The sequence below is a fragment of the Streptosporangium sp. NPDC048047 genome, assembly GCF_040653115.1.
In the GTDB taxonomy this organism is placed as follows: domain Bacteria; phylum Actinomycetota; class Actinomycetes; order Streptosporangiales; family Streptosporangiaceae; genus Streptosporangium.
This window is the reverse complement of sequence record NZ_JBEZNH010000038.1, coordinates 1-16,415: the sequence shown is the minus strand read 5'-3', so window position 1 is coordinate 16,415 and position 16,415 is coordinate 1. Positions and strand designations below refer to the sequence as shown.

19 protein-coding genes are annotated in these 16,415 nt (G+C 73.5%); 9 read left to right on the top strand and 10 right to left on the bottom strand.

Annotated elements, in window-relative coordinates; genetic code table 11:
* Positions 1 to 16: 16 nt before the first annotated feature.
* Together AB0D67_RS27060 and AB0D67_RS27055 are read right to left on the bottom strand one after the other, a co-directional pair.
* Entirely contained in the window at positions 17 to 640 is a 624-nt protein-coding gene (locus AB0D67_RS27060; RefSeq protein ID WP_362941599.1) for a GntR family transcriptional regulator, read from the bottom strand.
* Positions 637 to 1,512: an EamA family transporter gene (locus tag AB0D67_RS27055; RefSeq protein ID WP_362941596.1), complete on the bottom strand. Its 876-nt coding sequence runs from the start codon at positions 1,510 to 1,512 to the stop codon at positions 637 to 639. The genes AB0D67_RS27060 and AB0D67_RS27055 overlap by 4 nt, the downstream gene beginning before the upstream one ends.
* Positions 1,513 to 1,717: 205 nt before the next feature.
* Here AB0D67_RS27055 and AB0D67_RS27050 point away from each other — a divergent pair, with 205 nt between their 5' ends.
* Both AB0D67_RS27050 and AB0D67_RS27045 read left to right on the top strand, forming a co-directional pair.
* Positions 1,718 to 3,907, top strand: coding sequence for a nitrate- and nitrite sensing domain-containing protein (locus AB0D67_RS27050; RefSeq protein WP_362941593.1), 2,190 nt, complete (start codon positions 1,718 to 1,720; stop codon positions 3,905 to 3,907).
* On the top strand, positions 3,904 to 4,257 hold the full coding sequence (locus AB0D67_RS27045; RefSeq protein WP_362941590.1) for a DUF742 domain-containing protein: 354 nt from the start codon (positions 3,904 to 3,906) through the stop codon (positions 4,255 to 4,257). Before AB0D67_RS27050 ends, AB0D67_RS27045 begins: the two co-directional genes overlap by 4 nt.
* A 91-nt stretch (positions 4,258 to 4,348) precedes the next feature.
* Here AB0D67_RS27045 and AB0D67_RS27040 read toward each other — a convergent pair whose 3' ends face one another.
* Positions 4,349 to 4,840, bottom strand: a complete 492-nt coding sequence (locus AB0D67_RS27040) for a GNAT family protein (protein ID WP_362941587.1) — start codon at positions 4,838 to 4,840, stop codon at positions 4,349 to 4,351.
* A gap of 168 nt (positions 4,841 to 5,008) precedes the next feature.
* On the opposite strand from AB0D67_RS27040, the gene AB0D67_RS27035 reads away from it, so the two are divergent.
* Positions 5,009 to 5,326: a hypothetical protein gene (locus AB0D67_RS27035; protein WP_362941584.1), complete on the top strand. Its 318-nt coding sequence runs from the start codon at positions 5,009 to 5,011 to the stop codon at positions 5,324 to 5,326.
* Positions 5,327 to 5,446: 120 nt separating this feature from the next.
* Here AB0D67_RS27035 and AB0D67_RS27030 read toward each other — a convergent pair whose 3' ends face one another.
* Positions 5,447 to 5,782: a helix-turn-helix domain-containing protein gene (locus AB0D67_RS27030; RefSeq protein WP_362941581.1), complete on the bottom strand. Its 336-nt coding sequence runs from the start codon at positions 5,780 to 5,782 to the stop codon at positions 5,447 to 5,449.
* A 334-nt stretch (positions 5,783 to 6,116) separates the two neighbouring features.
* Between AB0D67_RS27030 and AB0D67_RS27025 the strand changes: the two genes are divergently transcribed.
* Together AB0D67_RS27025 and AB0D67_RS27020 are read left to right on the top strand one after the other, a co-directional pair.
* A complete protein-coding gene (locus AB0D67_RS27025) occupies positions 6,117 to 7,031 on the top strand; it encodes an NAD(P)-binding domain-containing protein (protein ID WP_362941578.1) in 915 nt (304 codons plus the stop codon).
* 3 nt (positions 7,032 to 7,034) lie between these two features.
* On the top strand, positions 7,035 to 7,916 hold the full coding sequence (locus AB0D67_RS27020) for an NAD(P)-binding domain-containing protein (protein ID WP_362941575.1): 882 nt from the start codon (positions 7,035 to 7,037) through the stop codon (positions 7,914 to 7,916).
* On the opposite strand, the gene AB0D67_RS27015 is transcribed toward AB0D67_RS27020, so the two are convergent.
* The 4 genes from AB0D67_RS27015 to AB0D67_RS27000 all read right to left on the bottom strand — a co-directional run bounded on the left by AB0D67_RS27015 (position 7,913) and on the right by AB0D67_RS27000 (position 10,972).
* Positions 7,913 to 9,166, bottom strand: coding sequence for an RNA polymerase sigma factor (locus AB0D67_RS27015; protein WP_362941572.1), 1,254 nt, complete (start codon positions 9,164 to 9,166; stop codon positions 7,913 to 7,915). The genes AB0D67_RS27020 and AB0D67_RS27015 overlap by 4 nt on opposite strands.
* A gap of 182 nt (positions 9,167 to 9,348) precedes the next feature.
* On the bottom strand, positions 9,349 to 9,723 hold the full coding sequence (locus AB0D67_RS27010; RefSeq protein WP_362941569.1) for a YciI family protein: 375 nt from the start codon (positions 9,721 to 9,723) through the stop codon (positions 9,349 to 9,351).
* 153 nt (positions 9,724 to 9,876) lie between these two features.
* Positions 9,877 to 10,413: a tetratricopeptide repeat protein gene (locus tag AB0D67_RS27005; RefSeq protein WP_362941566.1), complete on the bottom strand. Its 537-nt coding sequence runs from the start codon at positions 10,411 to 10,413 to the stop codon at positions 9,877 to 9,879.
* A 157-nt stretch (positions 10,414 to 10,570) separates the two neighbouring features.
* Entirely contained in the window at positions 10,571 to 10,972 is a 402-nt protein-coding gene (locus AB0D67_RS27000; protein ID WP_362941563.1) for a nuclear transport factor 2 family protein, read from the bottom strand.
* 99 nt (positions 10,973 to 11,071) lie between these two features.
* Here AB0D67_RS27000 and AB0D67_RS26995 point away from each other — a divergent pair, with 99 nt between their 5' ends.
* From AB0D67_RS26995 to AB0D67_RS26985, 3 genes are all read left to right on the top strand, one after another.
* Positions 11,072 to 11,695, top strand: coding sequence for a TetR/AcrR family transcriptional regulator (locus AB0D67_RS26995; protein ID WP_362941560.1), 624 nt, complete (start codon positions 11,072 to 11,074; stop codon positions 11,693 to 11,695).
* Positions 11,688 to 12,623 carry an RNA polymerase sigma factor SigJ gene (sigJ, locus tag AB0D67_RS26990; protein ID WP_362941557.1) on the top strand — a complete coding sequence of 312 codons (936 nt, stop codon included), beginning with the start codon at positions 11,688 to 11,690 and terminating at the stop codon, positions 12,621 to 12,623. Before AB0D67_RS26995 ends, sigJ begins: the two co-directional genes overlap by 8 nt.
* A gap of 90 nt (positions 12,624 to 12,713) precedes the next feature.
* A complete protein-coding gene (locus AB0D67_RS26985; RefSeq protein ID WP_362941554.1) occupies positions 12,714 to 13,070 on the top strand; it encodes a DoxX family protein in 357 nt (118 codons plus the stop codon).
* Positions 13,071 to 13,172: 102 nt separating this feature from the next.
* Here the strand turns inward: AB0D67_RS26985 and AB0D67_RS26980 are convergent, their stop codons facing one another.
* Entirely contained in the window at positions 13,173 to 13,844 is a 672-nt protein-coding gene (locus tag AB0D67_RS26980; protein WP_362941551.1) for an acetoacetate decarboxylase family protein, read from the bottom strand.
* A 214-nt stretch (positions 13,845 to 14,058) separates the two neighbouring features.
* Positions 14,059 to 14,403 (bottom strand): hypothetical protein, encoded by a 345-nt coding sequence (locus AB0D67_RS26975; protein WP_362941548.1) that lies wholly within the window; start codon positions 14,401 to 14,403, stop codon positions 14,059 to 14,061.
* Positions 14,404 to 14,916: 513 nt separating this feature from the next.
* Here AB0D67_RS26975 and AB0D67_RS26970 point away from each other — a divergent pair.
* The gene (locus AB0D67_RS26970) at positions 14,917 to 16,071 is read left to right on the top strand and encodes a methyltransferase (protein WP_362941545.1); all 1,155 of its coding nucleotides are present in this window, start codon (positions 14,917 to 14,919) and stop codon (positions 16,069 to 16,071) included.
* Positions 16,072 to 16,415: the final 344 nt, after the last annotated feature.

Here is a 16,415-nt window from a genome sequence, read left to right as displayed (position 1 = left end):
ACGTCTCAGCGGCCCGTCAACCCTCGCCCCAGCCGTGGTCCAGGTGCGCGGCGACGGCGCGCCGGGCGGCGTCGGCCGGGCCCCGGGCGACCGCGTCGAGCAGCTCGCGGTGCTCGGCGACCAGTACGTCGCGGTCGGTGTAGACGGTGCGCAGCCGGACCAGGCCGAGCCGGGTCTCCGCGGCCAGCGCGCCGTACAGGCGCTCCAGCCGGGGGCTGCCCACCGCGACGACCATCGCCTGGTGCAGGGCCATGTGCTCGGCCACCACGTCGGACCACGGGGCGCCGGCGGGCAGCCCCGCCATCCGGTCCAGCGCCGCGTCGGCGGCGGCGACCCGCCGCCCGGCGAGCGCGACGGCCGTCAGGTCCTCCAGCGGGCGCCGGACGAACATCAGGTCGTCCAGGTCGGCCAGGGTCACCTCGGCCACCTGCGCGCTGCGGTGCCGCTCCCTGCGCAGCAGACCCTCATGGACGAGTACGGCCAGCGCCTCGCGGACGGTCGGCCGGGCCACGCCGTACGCGGCGGACAGCTCCTGCTCCGGCAGCGGGGTGCCCGGAGCCAGCTCGCCGGAGAGCACCCGGCGGCGCAGGGCGTCGGCGAGGGCCTCGACGGCGGAGACGGGACGGAGCGGAACGGTCACGCCGACGACCCTATTGCCGCCGCCGGGTCCTCGCGGCCGGGCCGCCGCCGCTCGGGGAGCGCCACCACGGCGAGGCTCACGCCGAGCAGCGCCAGACCGGCCCCCGACTGGAGGGTGAGCCGCTCCCCGAGGACCGCGACCCCGAGCAGGGCCGCGACGGCGGGCTCGGCGAGGGAGAGGGTGGCCGCGGTGGCGACGGGGGTGGTGCGCAGGCCCCTGCCGTACAGGATGTAGGACAGCGCGGTGGTGACGCAGCCCAGGTAGAGGGCGGTGAGCAGGCCGCGCGGCTCGGTCAGCCAGCCGGCGCCCGTCCACAGCAGGACGGGCAGCATCACGACCGCCGCGCCGCCGAACATCGCCCCCATCACGGTGTCGGAGGAGCCACCGGCGCCGATCACCCGGGCCGCCGCCACCACGTAGAACGCGTACAGCAGGCCGCCGAGCATCGCCAGCAGGACCCCGTCGGCCCGCACCTCGCCGCCTCCGCCCGTCAGCACGGCGCAGCCGGCGACCGCCGCCGCGGTCGCTCCGGCCCACCGCCGGGTGGGCCGGGTCCGGTCGAGGATCCAGGTCAGCAGCCCGGCGAAGACCGGGCCGCTGCCGATCGCGACCACGGTGCCGACGGCCACCCCGGTCCGGCCGACCGCGGCGAAGAAGCAGAGCTGGTAGGCGGCCACCGCCAGGGCGGCCGCCACGAGCAGGCCCCGGTGCGGGAGGGACCGTACGGCGGGCCCGGCCACGGCCGCGAGGACCAGACCTCCGACGACCAGCCGCGCGGCGGCCAGGGAGACGGGATGGACCCCGGCGGCGAGCAGTCCGGCGGTGCCCGCGGTCCCCCACAGGACGGCGGCTCCGACCACGGCGAGCTTCATGTCCCACATTGTCTGACAACCAGACAGAGCGTGTCCAATCGACCTTCGGAGACGGACGGCCCGCCCCCGGGGGGCGCCCCGGGGCGGAAAAGATCCCCGGTTTCCCCGGAGCGCAAATACGAGCCGGATACGAATCACTCGCATCTCTGGTCGCGGAAGACAGCCGTTGCTAGGGTTTCGCCACTGCTGACAGCCCATATCCGTAATGCGAGGTCTGATGGGCGACCGCAAACCTTCGATCAAGGTCAAGATCTTTACCCTGCTACTTGTACCAATTGTCTCGCTTGTAGCAATTTGGGGATTTGCGGCGGCCCTCACCCTGCAGAGCGGCCTGGAACTGCTGCGGACCGGCAAGGGTTACGAGTACGGAGTCGTCCCCACCCGGGCGCTGACCACCACGCTCCAGCACGAACGCATGCTCTCCCTCGCCTACCTGGGCGGCAGCGGCTCCCGCGCCGAACTGGACGCCCAGCGGAGCCGTACCAACGCCGCACGGGCCGAACTGGAGCGACTGGCGCCCCTCCTCGCGGACAACACGCTCCCCGCGGTGTGGGAGCGGATCGGCCGGCTGAGGACCGCGCTGGACCGGCTCACCGAGATCAGGAGCGGGGTGGACACCCGCACCGCCACCCGCCTGGCGACCCTGGACGCCTACAACGCGCTGATCGGCTCGGCCTTCGACTCCTACAGCAAGATCAACTCAGCGGACCCCGTCCTGGCCGACCAGACCCGCGCCGTCGTCATGGTGGGCCGCAGCCGCGAGATGCTCAGCCAGCAGGCCGCGCTCATCTCCGGCGCGGTCGCCTCGAAGACCATGACCGCCGCCGAGCGCACCCGGTTCGGCGAGCTGGCGAGCAACCGCAGACTGCTCTACTCCCTCGGGTTCGACCAGTTCGACACGGAGTTCCGGGAGCTCTACCGGAAGCTGGAGGACTCCCCCGCCTACATCGCGTTCGGGCGGGTCGAGCACACCGCCCTCGCCGGAGGCCGGCCCGACTCCTTCTGGGCGGCGAACGCGAGGGCGCTGTCGGACTCCTTCGACGAGCTCGGCGGCCAGGCCAGCAGGCGTCTCACCGAACGCTCGGGGCCGGTCGCCACCGGCATCCTGGTCCGGATCGGCGTCGCCGGCGGGCTCGGCCTGGTGGCCGTGGCCTTCTCCGTGTTCATCTCGGTGCGGTTCGGCGGCCGGCTCGCCGCCGAGCTCGGCGGCCTCCAGCGCGCCGCCCTCGACCTGGCCCACCGGCGGCTGCCGGACGTGGTGGAGCGGCTCCGCAAGGGCGAGGACGTCTGCTCGGAGGTCCGCGAGCTGGACCACGGGACCACCGCCGAGGTCGCGAACGTCGGCCGGGCGTTCTCCTCCGTCCAGCGGACCGCCATCGAGGCGGCCGTCGGCCAGGCCGAGCTGCGCAGGGCCGTCAACAAGGTGTTCGTCAACCTCGCCCGGCGCAGCCAGTCGCTCCTGCACCGGCAGCTCGCCATGCTGGAGGCGATGGAGAAGCGGGCCGGAGACCCCGACACCCTTGAGGACCTGTTCGCCATCGACCACCTGACCACCCGCATGCGCCGCCACTCCGAGGGACTGATCATCCTGTCCGGCGCCGCCCCCGGCCGGGGCTGGCGGACGCCCGTCATGGTCTACGACGTCGTCCGCGCCGCCGTCGAGGAGGTCGAGGACTACCGGCGGGTGACCGTGGCCGTGCCGCCCGGCCCCTGCGTCCTGGGAACGGTCGCGACCGACGTGATCCACCTGGTGGCCGAGCTGGTGGAGAACGCCGCCGCCTTCTCCCCCCCGAACACCACGGTGCGGGTCGGCGGCGAGGTCGTGGCCCGCGGCTACACCATCGAGGTGGAGGACCGGGGGCTCGGCATGACCCCCGAGGAGATGGCCGGGCTCAACGAGCGGCTGGCCGGCCCGCCGGAGTTCGACCTGGCCGGCAGCGACCGTCTCGGCCTGTTCGTGGTCACCCAGCTCGCCGCCAGGCACGGCATCCGCGTCACCCTGCGCCCCTCACCGTTCGGCGGCACCACGGCGATCGTTCTCCTGCCGAACGAGCTGATGGCCGAGCCGTCCGCTCCCCGGGCCGCCCACCGGGCCGACGCCGGGCGGCTCTCCCCCGGCGGCCTCCCCCGCCGGGTACGGCGGACCGCTCCGGCGCTGACCGCTCCGGCGACGACGCCGTCCGCCGCGCCCACGCCGCCCGCCCGGCTCACGCCGCCCGCTCAGCCCGCGCCGTCCGCTTCGCCCACGCCGCCCGCCCGGCTCGCGCCGCCCGCTCAGCCCGTGCCGTCCGCCCCGCCCGCGCCGGACGAGACCTCCGAGCCGGTCACGGGCAACCTGCTGACGTCGTTCCGCAACGGCTGGCACCGCGCGGAACAGGAGAAGGGAGTGGAATGACGGATCACTGGCTCGACGACGCCGGGCCGATCGTCCGCCCCTACACGCTCACCCGGGGCCGGACCAGGGGCAGCGGGACCTCGTTCGACCTGCTGGCCACGGTCGTGGCGATCAGGTCGCCCAAGGATGACCTTCCTCCCGAGCATGAGCTGATCATGGAAGCCTGCCGCTCTCCGGCCTCGGTGGCCGAGATGGCCTCGGCCACCGGCCTGCCCGTCGGGGTGATCCGGGTGCTCGTCGGCGACCTGCGGGACTCCGGCCTGGTCGCGGTCCGGCCGCCCACCCCCATCGCCGCGCTTCCCCGCGAGAGCGTGCTGCGCGAGGTCCTGACCGGCCTGAAGGGGCTGTGAGCCGCCGACCGCCGTACGCACAGCCGCCCCGGGACGAAGCCGGACGGGACGCCGGCCCGGCCGTACGGCGGCCCCCGGGTGGCGCCGAGGATCAGTCGACGGCCAGACGGGCGTGCCGTTCCACGTCGTGCCGGACGTCCCCGTACCGCAGCTTGGCCCGCTCCACCCCCTCGACCAGGAACCCCGCCCTGGTCGCCACCGCGCACGAGGCCGCGTTCTCCGTACGGTGACCGAGCTCCAGGCGGAACAGGCCGCGCTCCGCGAAGGCCCAGTCCGCGAGCCTGCGCACCGCCGCCACCGCCACCCCCCGCCCCCTGGCGTGCGGGGACGTCCAGTAGGAGACCCAGCCGGTGTCGTGGGCGTCGATGTTGCTCACCGCCACGTTCCCCACGACCTCGCCGCCGGCCACCACAGCGAACGCCCGCGCGTCGTCACGGAAGCGCCATGTCCCCATCCATTCCAGCGCCGCCCGCCGGGTGTCGACCGGCCAGGCCGACTGCTGCGCCATGTCCGGAGAACTGAACGCGTCGAGCACGACTCCGATGTCGTCGGGGTGCCAGTCACGCAGTTCGACCTCGATCATGCCGCGCAGGGTATGCCACCGGCGGCACGCCGGGAAGACCCGCCGCGGGCCCCTCGCCCGCCCGGGCCGGAGACCGGCCCCGATCCGGGATGCGGGGCACCGCGCGGTTCCTCTGACGAATTGAGAAGTCCCAGATAGATCTAAGGCTGTATGGGCACTCAAGCTCGTATGAGTGACGATTCGCAGAGCCACGACTTTCGAGAGAAGGGATTCGGGGGCGAGACCTCCGACCGGCCGAGGACCATGGGGGAGATAGCGATGAATCTGGCGGTGAGCGAAGCACTGGCCAACCACGGCCATCACGCGCTGGTCAACGCGCACGAGGCCGCGGCCAGCAACCACGAGAGGATGGCCGAGGCGGGAGTGGGGGACGTGGACGAGCATCTGAACCTGGCGCAGTGGCACCGGTGGTGCGCCGTCGTCGAGGATCAGCTCGCGGACGAGGCCGACCAGCGGACACCGGCCAGGAGGAAGACCGACACCTGAGGGAAGGGCGGCGTCTGCGCCCCATCGCCACTCTTCGCTTGACGATGCCGCCGAGGCATCATCCAGGACGGTGGCCGTCCGGTCGCCCCCACGACCGGACGGCCCCGTCCGAACCCCGCGTCAGTCGCGCGGGATGGCTTCGATCGTCCGCATGTTCTCCTCACCCCATACGCCGAGCGGGATGAGCGCGGTGTTGAGCGACTGCCCGAAGTCGGTCAGGGAGTACTCCACCTTCGGCGGGACCTGGTGGTAGACCTCGCGGTGCACCAGGCCGTGCGCCTCCATCTCCCGCAGCATCTGGATGAGCATCTTCTCGCTGATCCCCGACACCGACCGCTTCAGCTCACCGAACCGTTGCGGCTCGTGGTGGAGCGCCCACAGGATCAGCGCCTTCCATTTGCCGCCCACGATGTCCACGGCGGCGTCGAGCCCGCACGAGTAGGTCCGCTTCTTCATCCCGCTCCCCGCACTCCGGGTCCGCCCCGTGGCCCCTTCACCCGCCGCGGCCTCCCGTACGGCTCGGCGTGCTTACGAAAAGGTAGTTACCTGACTAAATAGTAGGTACTTGAGGAAAGCTCAGCAACGACCCAGGATCGGAACGTCCCTGCGGGCCCCGCCGGGACGTCCGGGCCGGTCCCGTCGCGCGCCGCACCACAGGCGTCCGGCGGAGCCGCCATGCCCGCGGGACCGCCATGCCCGCGGGACCGCCATGCCCGCGGGACCGCCACGCCGGCGGGGCCGCCATGCCGGAAAGACCGCCCGGCCCGTATCCGACGAACCGGAGAAGACCATGACCATGACCATGGACAACGACGCGCCCGTGACGGTCCTCGGACTGGGGGCGATGGGGACGGCGCTGGCCGGGGCGTTCCTGAACGCCGGCCGCCGCGTCACCGTGTGGAACCGTACGGCCTCCCGCGCCGAGCCCCTCGTCGCGCGCGGCGCCGCCCTCGCCGCCACCGCCGCCGACGCGACGGCCGCGAGCCCGCTCGTCGTCGTCTGCCTGCTGAACGACGACACCGTGCGCGAGGTCCTCGGCGGGGCGGCCGGCTCCCTGGCCGGCCGTACCGTGGTCAACCTCACCAACGGCACGCCCCGGCAGGCCCGGGAGACGGCCGCGTGGACGGCCGGGCACGGCGCCGGCTACGTGGACGGCGGCATCATGGCGATCCCGCCCATGATCGGCACTCCCGGATCGCTGGTCTTCTACAGCGGCTCGCCGGAGGGCTTCCACGCCCACGAGCGGACGCTCGGCGCGCTGGGCCGCGCCATGTACCTCGGGGAGGACGCCGGACGGGCCGCGCTGTACGACATCGCGCTGCTCAGCGCGATGTACGGAATGTTCGGCGGGTTCTTCCACGCCCTGGCCCTGACCGGCTCGGAGAAGGTGCCGGCGTCGGAGTTCACGCCGCTGGTCACCCCCTGGCTCACCGCGATGATGACCTCCCTCCCCCGGATGGCGGAGGCGATCGACTCGGGCGACCACTCCGCCTCGGCCTCCAACCTCGCCATGCAGGCGACCGGCTACGTCAACCTGCTGGACGCCAGCGCCGAACAGGGCGTCAGCACCGAACTGGTCGAGCCCATGCGAGCGCTGCTCGACCGGGGCGTCGCCGCGGGCCTCGGCGCCGGTGACGTCTCCGCCCTGGTGGACCTGCTGTACAGCGCCCCCGCCGGAGCGACCGGCGCGAAAGAGGGTGAGTAGACGATGACCCACGACCGGCCCGCCCCGGTGACGGTCCTCGGCCTGGGCCCGATGGGACAGGCACTGGCCGGGGCCTTCCTCGCGGCCGGCCACCCCACGACCGTGTGGAACCGTACGGCCTCCCGCGCCGAGCCCCTCGTCGCCCGCGGCGCCGTCCTCGCCGCCACCGCCGCCGACGCGGCCGCGGCGAGCCCGCTCACCGTCGCCTGCGTGATCGACTACGACGCCGTCCACTCCGTCGTCGAACCCGCGTCCGCCGCGCTGAAGGGCCGGACCCTGGTCAACCTCACCGCCGACACGCCGGAACGCGCCCGCCGTACCGCGGAGTGGGCCGCCGGGCACGGCATCGACTACCTCGACGGCGCCGTCATGACCCCGACGCCGACCATCGGGGGACCGGCGGCCGTGGTCCTGTACAGCGGACCGGAGGAGATCTACCGGGCGCACGAGGCGACGCTGGCGGCCATCGGCGGCACCGCCTCCCACCTAGGGGCCGACCCCGGGCGGGCGGCGGCGTACGACGTGAGCCTGCTCGACCTCTTCTGGACGTCCATGAGCGGCCTCGTCCACGCCTTCGCCCTGGCGTCGGCTGAGGGCGTCGCGGCCCGGGAACTGGCCCCGTACGCCAAGGGCATCGGCGCGCTGCTGCCCACCCTCATCGACGAGTTCGCCGGGCATGCCGACGATGGTCGCCACCCGGGCGACCGGTCGGCGATCCTGTCGGCCCTGGCCGGGATGGAGCACATCGTCCACGCGTCACGGGCCCGCGGCCTGGACACCGGCGTGCTGGACGCCGCGGTGGCCGTCGCGCGGCGGGCGGTCGACGCCGGGCACGGCGGTGACGGCTTCTCCCGGCTGACCGAGGTGATCGCCTCTCCCGCCTAACCGGCGGCCGCCCGGGAGAGGAAGAGGGCCCGCTCCCGCTCGTTGCGGGTCAGCGCGGCGGCGCGCTCGAACTCCTCTCGCGCCTCGTCGTGACGGTCCAGCCTCGCCAGCAGATCACCCCGTACGGCCGGCAGCTGCGGATACCCCCGGAGCGCCTTCTCCTCCGCCAGCCCGTCCACGATCTCCAGGCCGCGGGCCGGGCCGTACGCCATGCCCACCGCGACCGCGCGGTTCAGCTCCACGACGGGAGAGGGGGCGACGTGGGCGAGCAGCCGGTAGAGGGCGGCCATCCGCTCCCAGTCGGTGTCCCCGGTGGACCTCGCGCGGGCGTGGCAGGCGGCGATCGCGGCCTGCAGGCCGTACGGGCCGAGGGTGCCGAGCGCCTCGGCGCGCCCGAGCGCCTCCAGCCCGCGGCGGACCAGCAGCCGGTCCCAGAGGTTCCGGTCCTGGTCGCCGAGCAGGACCGGCTCGCCGTCAGGACCCGTCCTGGCCGGGATGCGGGACGCCTGGATCTCCATCAGGGCGACCAGCCCGTGCACCTCGGCCTCGCCGGGCATCAGGCCCGCCAGGACCCGGCCGAGGCGTAGCGCCTCCTCACAGAGCGACGGGCGCGCCCAGTCGTCACCGGCCGTCGCCGAGTAGCCCTCGTTGAAGACGAGGTACACGACCTCCAGGACCGAGGAGAGCCGTCCGGGCAGCTCCGCAGGCGGGGGGAGCTCGATCGGCACCCGCTTCTCGGCGAGGGTGCGCTTGGCCCGGGAGATCCGCTGGCCGACGGTCGGCTCGGGCACCAGGAAGGCCCTGGCGATCTCCTGCGTCGTCAGGCCGCCGAGCAGGCGGAGGGTGAGGGCCAGGCGTCCCTCGACCGGCAGCACGGGGTGGCAGGCGGTGAACAGCAGACGCAGCACGTCGTCGCCGATGTGGTCGTCGAGGGCGTCGTCCAGCCCGGCCTCGGCCGCCTCCTGCCGGACCTCCAGGTCACGGCCGACCTCCCGGAGCTTGTGCTCGTAGCGGGTCCTGCGGCGCAGCAGGTCGATCGCCCGGTGCTTGGCGGTGAGCATGAGCCACGCGCCCGGATTCTCCGGGACGCCGGCCTGTGGCCACTGCTCCAGCGCGGCGACCAGGGCGTCCTGCGCCAGTTCCTCGGCCAGGCCGACGTCGCCTGTCATCCGGGCGAGTCCCGCGATCACCCGGGCCGACTCGATCCGCCAGACCGCCTCGATCACCCGGCGAGGGTCTTCGCTCGTCACGGTCACCGATCCAAACACCTCGTCCCCGTCCACGGCAATCCTCACCGCGGACGGGGACGGAGCAGGCGTGACCGGACGGGCGTGATCGGGCGGCCCCGCCACGGCCGGCGATCGGGCCCGAGCGGCCGGGCGACGGGCCTCAGCCGGTCAGACCGGGGCGGCCGGGCGACGGGCCGGACGGGTCAGGCCGGGGCGGCGAAGTCCTCGGGGCCCATGACGCGCCGGATCTCGGCCTCGCCCTCCCAGCCCTGCCAGAGGTCACGGTGCAGCCGCAGGAACCTGGAGGACCACTCGACGGCCTCCTCCTTCGACCTGACCTGGTAGAGGGCGTAGCTGATCAGTTCCTTGGCCTCGGCGAACGGCCCGTCCGTGACGCTCAGCCGTCCCTCGGCGAGCTCGACCCGCGCGCCCTCCGCGCTCGGGGCCAGTCCCGCGGTGTCGAGCAGGGCGCCTGCCCCGGTGGCCTCCTCACCGAGCTTCATGATCGCCTCCATCAGCTCGGCGGGCGGCGGGGTGGCGGGCTGGGCGGTGACGCGGAGGGTGATCAGGTATCGCATGGGGTTCTCCTTCGGTGTGGTCCGGAGGCCGGACTCCTCGGTTCCTTCCGGCCCTCTGACCACGCTTCGAACGGGACGAGGCCGTTTCGACACCGCGGCCGGATCTTTTTCAAGATTTTTTCTACACCGGCCTCCCGCGGCGAGGCCGGCGGGTCAGCCCTCCGGTTCTTCCGGCTTCTCGTCCGGCTGCCACACGGCGTCCAGGTCGTCGGCGTAGTACTCGATCGCCCGCCGGTAGTCCCGCACCCCGGGGTCGCCGCTGGTGGCCGTCAGCGTCCTCAGCAGCAACCGCACCGCCTCGCGGCCCTCGCCGACGTTGTACAGGGCCATGGACAGGAACGTCTGCAACGCCGGATCCTCGGGGAACTCCTCCAGCCCGCGGCTCAGGGTCTCCACGGCGGAGCCGTACCGGCCCAGCACCCGGTAGGTGCTCCCCAGTCCGAGGAAGGCCCCGCGTCGATCCTTCCGTGACAACCCCGCACCGCCCAGGGCGCGCTCGTAGAACGGGACGGCCCCGGACTCCAGGCCGAGCATGTCGTGCACCCAGGCCGTCTGGTAGGCGACCTCGGCGTCCTCCGGATACCGCTCGGCCAGCGCCACCAGCCGTTCCCTGGCCTGCCCGGCCTCGCCCTGTTCCCGCAGCCTCACGGCTTCCGCCAGCGCCGCGTCCCGCTTCTGATCATCACTCATGCCACCTCACGCTGGCACACCGCGCTCCGATCGGCAAAACGCCGGACGTCTCGCGGTGGGACGGCGGACGACCGCCGCCCCACCGGCCGGGCCGATCCACCGCCGCGCCGTCCGGCGACCGGTCCCGCCTGCCCCGGATCCCGCACGCCCCGGGGCGTCAGGGAATCAGGGGGACCCGCCGGGCGCGGACCGTGCGACGGCTGATCCGCCAGCCGCGGTCGCCGCGCACGACCGTGTCCTCGTACGTCACGCTGCCCACGGTCCCGTCGGCGTTGACGCCGAAGCCCTTCGACAGGGCCCGCACGCGGCCGTCGGCCGTCCCGGTGAGGACGATGTTGGTGACGTGGTGGGCGACGGGGTGCGCCACGCCGGGGGTGAGCGTGGCCTCCCAGAGCGCCTCCAGCCCGGTGAGCACCCCGCCGCCGAGATCGGTGACGTCGTATACCACGTCGGGGAGGAACAGCTCGTTCCAGCCGTCGAGGTCGCCGGCGTCCGTCAGGTGGCCGTGCCGGTTGATCAGGTCCGTGATGGTCACGCGGTCCTCGACGGTCAGGGTCATGGCGTCCTCCGCTGTCTCCGGGCAAAACGGGGACCTCCCCGTTTAGGGGCGCTACGATAAGCGGGGAGTTCCCCGGACGGCAAGCGGACGGAGCGGCGGATGGCACCCGGCACCGGCGGATCGGCGTCCAAGGCCGATGCGAACCGGCCTCGCAGGGCGGACGCCTCGCGCAACGCCGCCCTGCTGCTCGCCGCCGCGCGCGAGCTCATCGCCGAGTCCGGCTCCGGGACCGCGCCGGACGAGATCGCGCTGGACGAGGTGGCGCGGCGGGCCGGCGTCGGCAACGCCACCCTCTACCGCAACTTCCCCACCCGCGGCGACCTGCTCGTCGCCGTGTACGCCGACGAGGTGGCGGCGCTGTGCCGGCGGGGAACCGGCCTGCTCGAAGACCCGTCGCCGGTCGACGCGCTGTTCTCCTGGCTGGACGACTTCGTCACGCACGTCTCGACGAAACGGGCCCTCGCCCTGGCCGCCACGGAGGGTCCCGTCGGCCGCCGCACCGAGCTGTTCGACCGGTGGCACGAGTCGATCCGCTCCGCCGCCGCCGGGCTGCTCGACCGGGCACGGGAGGCCGGCGCCGTACGGCCGGAGCTCACCGTGACCGACCTGCTGGCCCTGGCCAGCGGGGCGGCCCTCACCGGGACCGACGCGGCGCACGCGCGGCGGCTCACAGCGCTCCTGCGCGGCGGCGTCGGGCCGGGCGGGAACCCCGCCGATGGATGAGCCGGACGCCGTACGCGGGCCGGGGACCCCGGAGGCCGGAGACAGAGCCGGAGCCGGAGCCGGAGCCGGGCGGGACGCCGAGCGGGAGTTCGCCGAGCACCGCGGCCTGCTCCACGCCGTGGCCTACCGGGTGCTGGGCAGCGTCACCGAGGCCGAGGACGTGGTGCAGGACGCCTGGCTGCGCTGGAGCCGCGTCGACGTGGCCGCCGTCGCGGACACCGAGGGCTACCTCGTCCGGGTGGCCACCCGGCTGGCGATCGACCGGCTGCGCAGCGCGCGCGTGCGACGGGAGTCCTATGTCGGGCCGTGGCTGCCCGAGCCGATGATCACCTCCCCCGACGTCGCCGAGAACGCGGTGCTCGCCGAATCGGTGTCGACCGCGATGCTGCTCGTGCTGGAGGCCCTGTCACCCATGGAACGCGCGGTGTTCGTCCTGAGCGAGGTCTTCGGCTACAGCCACGCCGAGACGGCGCGGTTCGTCGGACGCGGCGACGTGGCGGTTCGGCAGATCGCCCACCGCGCCAGGAAGGCGGTGGAGGCGGGCCGCCGCCGCTACGACGCCGACCAGGCGACCAGGCGGCGGGTCACCGAACGGTTCCTGGCCGCCTGCGACGGCGGCGACCTGAACGCCCTGATGGAGGTGCTGGCGCCGGACGTGACGATGACGAGCGACGGCGGCGGCCTCACCGGCGCGCCCCGCAAGGTGATCCGCACGCGCGAGCACGTGGCCCGGGCGGTCGCCGTCCTCTCCAGGCGCAGGCCGTACGGCTCGCACAGCCGGGTGCTCCAGGTCAACGGCGGGCCGGGGATCGTCGTCCACGCGGGGCGCACGCCGTTGCTGGCGATCACGCTGCACCTGCGGGACGGGATGGTCGCGGCCGTGCACGTGGTCAGCAACCCGGAGAAGCTGACCGGCGTCGCACCGTGACCCACATCACACGGGGGCGCTGTCACCTCCCGGAGGGCCGCCTCGTCCGTGGAGCGGACAACCGTCGTTCCCACGGATCAGGAGACCCTCATGTTCGCCGCCTACCTCGCGGTCACCATCCTCGCCGCGGCCCTCAACGGCATGACCGCCGTCGCCGACATCATCGGCCACGACTATCCCAAAGCGCAGGCGGACAGGGTCCGGGTCCCCCGGTCCTGGGTGCTTCCGCTGGGCCTGCTGCTGGCGGCGGGCTCGCTGGGGCTGCTGGCCGGGATCGCCGTGCCGGTGCTGGGCACGCTCGCCGCCGCCGGGCTCGTGCTGTACTTCCTCGGCGCGCTCGCCGCCCACCTGCGGGTCGGCGACCGCCGCCTCGGCCTCTGGGCCGTGTTCTTCGCGGTGGCGGTGGCCGCCCTGGCCGTGAACGTGGCCTACCACGGCCTCCGGTGACGCCCCGCCGGCGTCCGTCGCCCGCGCCGTACGGCCGGGTCACCGTACGGCGCGGGCGGCACCCTGTCCGAAGACGGACACGACGCCGGGCGACCGCCCGTGTCAGTCCATCACCGACTCGCCGCCCGGATAGGCGAAGGAGGACCGGGGCGAGTAGAACCCCCACACGATCTGCAGCGGATCGGCCGGGCGGAGCGCGTGGACCGGGTGGCCCGGATCCAGGAACTCCAGCGAGACGACCTCGAACGGGTCGACCGGCTCCGCCACGAACGGATAGTTCCCGCCGATCCGCCGCCCGCCGACCTCGGTGATGTACCGCAACTGCCCGCGGTTGACGGCCGCGCCGGTCCGCCCGACCCGCGCGGTCGTACGGATCACCGGCACACCGTCGGACTCGGTCGTCGCGACCAGCGTGTCCCCCTCGACCTCGATCGTCGTGCGGCCGGGGGTGGCCGGCACCCCGCGCGCGACCGCGTACCCGCGCACCACCGGGCTGGAGTTGAAGTAGTGCGTCCACCAGCGGCCGGGGGTCACGCCGTCGGGCGCGTAGGCGTCCTCCAGGTCCGGCCCGATGTAGGTCAGCGAGTAGGCGCCGAACCCGGAGGTCTGCTCGGGCCGGTCGACGACGTACTGGTTCATGAAGACCTGCCGGTCGGCCATCGGCTTCAAACCGTCGGGCACGAGAGCCGCGACGGCGTCGGGGTCGGCGGGCACCCACCCGAAGTAGATCATCCGGCTGTTGACGACGAGCTGGGGCGCGACGAGGTCGGACACGCTCTCTCCCTGGCTATCGACGACGCATAGCCGGAACTTACGTGACGCCCTCACACAGGACAACGACGCGAGCGGAAGTCCGGTCCCGCCGGATCCACCGCGTCGTCCCCGGTTCCCGTCCTCGGCTCCCGGCCCCCGATGGCGGGAGCCGAGGACGGCGCGGCCCCCGGGGGCGGCGCGTGGTCGCGCCGCCCCCGGTGCAGGTCACGCCGGCCTAGGCGCGGCCTCCGTCCTTGATGGACACGATCGCCGCGGTCTGGAACCTCTTGTGGCCCTTCCCGTCGCCCCCGACGACCGCCGTGTACTTCTTGGTGAACACGTTGACCTTGTACGTGATCTTCAGCTTGTGCTTGGTCTTGCACCGGTTGTGCCAGTACACCGTCACAGAGGTGTTGCCCTCTCCCCATGACCAGGCGAAGCAGCCGGCGACACCGCGATGGACGTCCGCCGACGCCGGAGCGGCTCCGGCGCCGACCCCGAGGCCGGCGGCGGCGACGGTGGCGGCGGCGACGACGGCGACGCGGGTGCGCAGGCTCGCCGTGCGGGTGCTCATGGACATGAAGATCTCCTTTTCTGGGTGATCCGGTCACCTCACCGGGGTGAGGCGTCCGTTTCTCCGGGGTTCGCTGACACGCCGGCGCGGATGCCGTCTCCGGTGGCCGGCATCGGTGTGATGACGACTCCGTCACGACGGCCGGCGGGCGAGGCGACGCCCTTGTCCGGAGTCTTTTCGTGAACGGGACGTCGGCCTGAGGCCGTGGGCTTCACGCCCGGGACCCGGCGATGCGTCCACCGGGCACGTTCATCACCCTGCCACCGGAAGGGCCGTCCGCCCCAGCGATTTTTGTCCAAGGTCCGGCTCGGGACGCGACGCTGGACGCTGGACAAATCACACCTGGGCGTCTGCCTGCGGCGACCCGCGTCCCGGATACCGTTCCAGCCCGCCCGGGGTTCCGTCCCGGTCCGGCGATCCGGACGGGAGACGGCGCCGGAGACGGCCCCGGAGCCCGCGATCCGCCGGCCGGCACGCGGGTGTGCCCGCGCGTCCCTCGACTCGCTAGCCTGAGGGGCGATGAACCGTCTGAGCACGTCGAGAGGTGAGTTCGACCTCACCCGCTTCCCCGAGGATCCCCGCGACCCGCTTCGCGCCTGGGACGCCGCCGACGAGTACCTCCTGCGGCACCTCGGGGAGACCGAGGGCGGACCGGCCGGCCTGACGGGCACCGTGGTCGTGCTGGGCGACCGCTGGGGCGCCCTGGTCACCGCGCTCGCCGATCACCGCCCCGTGCAGATCACCGACTCCCACCTCACCCAGGAGGCCACCCGGGCGAACCTCGCCCGCAACGGCGTCGCCCCCGGCACGGTACGGCTCCGCACGACCATGGACGAGCCGCCGGAGCGGATCGACGTGCTGCTGATCCGGGTGCCCAAGACGCTCTCGCTCCTGGAGGACCAACTGCACCGCCTCGCGCCCCGCGTGCACGCGGGCACCCTGGTCGTCGGCGCGGGAATGGTCACCGAGATCCACACCTCGACGCTCCGGCTGTTCGAGCGTCTCCTGGGGCCGACCAGGACGTCGCTCGCGGTGAAGAAGGCGCGGCTCATCTTCTGCGCCCCGGACCCCTCGCTGCCCCGGAGCGCCACCCCGTGGCCGCGGAGCCACACGCTCCCCACCGGCGTCGGCGCGGTCTCGGGCCTGACCGTCACCAACCACGCGGGCACCTTCTGCGCCGACCGCCTCGACATCGGCACCCGCTTCCTCCTGCGGAACCTGCCGCCGCTCCACGGCCGCGGGCACGTCGTGGACCTGGGCTGCGGCAACGGGGTGATCGGGCTCGCCGCGGCACTGGCCGACCCCGAGGCCGAGGTGACGTTCATCGACGAGTCCTACAACGCGCTGGCATCGGCCGAGGCCACGCTCCGGGCGAACGCCGGTACGGACGTCACGGCGACGTTCCTGGCGGCCGACGGCATGTCCGGTGTCCCGGCGGGGACGGTGGACCTGGTGCTGACCAACCCGCCGTTCCACACGCACCGGGCGAGGACCGACGCGACGGCGTGGCGCATGTTCAACGGGTCACGCGCCGCGCTGCGCCGCGGCGGAGAACTGTGGGTGGTGGCCAACCGGCATCTCGGCTACCACGTGAAGCTGCGCCGTCTCTTCGGCGACTGCGAGGTCGTCGCGAGCGACCCGAGGTTCGTCGTCCTCCGCGCCGTCAAACGCTGACCGCCGGATGGCGCGCCTCCGCCTGCGGCGGTCGTCGGAGCAGACGGTCGTGGAGAGGTTCCCGTCTCCTCCGGGACACGGATGTCCGCTTCCTCTGCGGATCGGCGCACCCGGCGGACGGCCCGGTTCCCCGTCCGGGACGAACTCGCGTCGTCCCTCCGTGTGGTCGCGGTGGGCTCGGTTCCGGGCCGAGCCCACCGCCTGGGGCCTGCCCGGGTCCTGACCGGTGCTCACCCGATGCGGCGTGTGCCGTCGCCGTGGGGAGACCGGGGGTGTCCGGGCGGGTTCGGTGCCGGGTCGTCAGTGTTGCTGGGTCAGCAGGCCGGGCCGGTAGGGCAGCAGGC